Origin of the sequence: Mesobacillus boroniphilus JCM 21738 (assembly GCF_000517385.1) — a bacterium.
GTDB lineage: Bacteria > Bacillota > Bacilli > Bacillales > Cytobacillaceae > Mesobacillus > Mesobacillus boroniphilus.
This window is the reverse complement of record NZ_BAUW01000236.1, coordinates 1-614: the sequence shown is the minus strand read 5'-3', so window position 1 is coordinate 614 and position 614 is coordinate 1. Positions and strand designations below refer to the sequence as shown.

At 38.9% G+C, this 614-nt stretch carries 2 protein-coding genes; one reads left to right on the top strand and one right to left on the bottom strand.

Going from position 1 to position 614, the window contains the following annotated elements:
- Positions 1-246, bottom strand: a 246-nt coding sequence (locus JCM21738_RS26440) for a hypothetical protein (RefSeq protein WP_243463129.1), incomplete at its 3' end; no start/stop codon positions are given.
- Positions 247-324: 78 nt separating this feature from the next.
- Between JCM21738_RS26440 and JCM21738_RS22035 the strand changes: the two genes are divergently transcribed.
- Positions 325-588, top strand: coding sequence for a YrhC family protein (locus JCM21738_RS22035; protein WP_321172042.1), 264 nt, complete (start codon positions 325-327; stop codon positions 586-588).
- Positions 589-614 lie beyond the last annotated feature (26 nt).

The window sequence follows — 614 nt, the reverse complement described above, 5'->3', positions numbered from 1 at the left end:
TTGAAATGTCCGAAGCAGTGATAGGTTCGGCCAAAATGGAGGAGGAAGCCGCTTGAAATGTCCGAAGTAGTGGCAGGTTAAAATAAACCAGAGGAAGAAGTCGCCGCAAATTGCTGAAGTAGCAAAAGGTTCGGACAAAACAGAGGAGGAAGTCACCGCAAATGTCCGAAGCGGCACCATGTTCAGACAAATCAGAGGTGAAAGCGGCTGCAAATGCTTACAGCAGGTCAATTCAATAAAAACCATTAATTTTCCAGTATTTACTTACCGAAAAAGTGTTTAAAAAATGTTACAGTAGGGTTGTGGTTAAGTCTGAAAGTGAAGGTGATAGATTTGGACGCTAAACAACTCTATGATAAAATGCTTGATTTTAAACAATATGCTATTGTACTTCTTGCTGTAGGAGTATTTTTTTACCTAGGTACAATCATTCCGTCTGAAACGAAAGTGATGACAGATATATATATTGCAACAGGTGCATCTGTTAGTTTCCTTGCTGGATCTGTTTCATTCTTTTCAATCTCTAATAAATTACGTAACCAGCTGATCGAAACTGAAGAAGGTCAGGAATTATTGATGAAGAAATAAACGTCCGAGCAGGGCGTTTTTTTTGT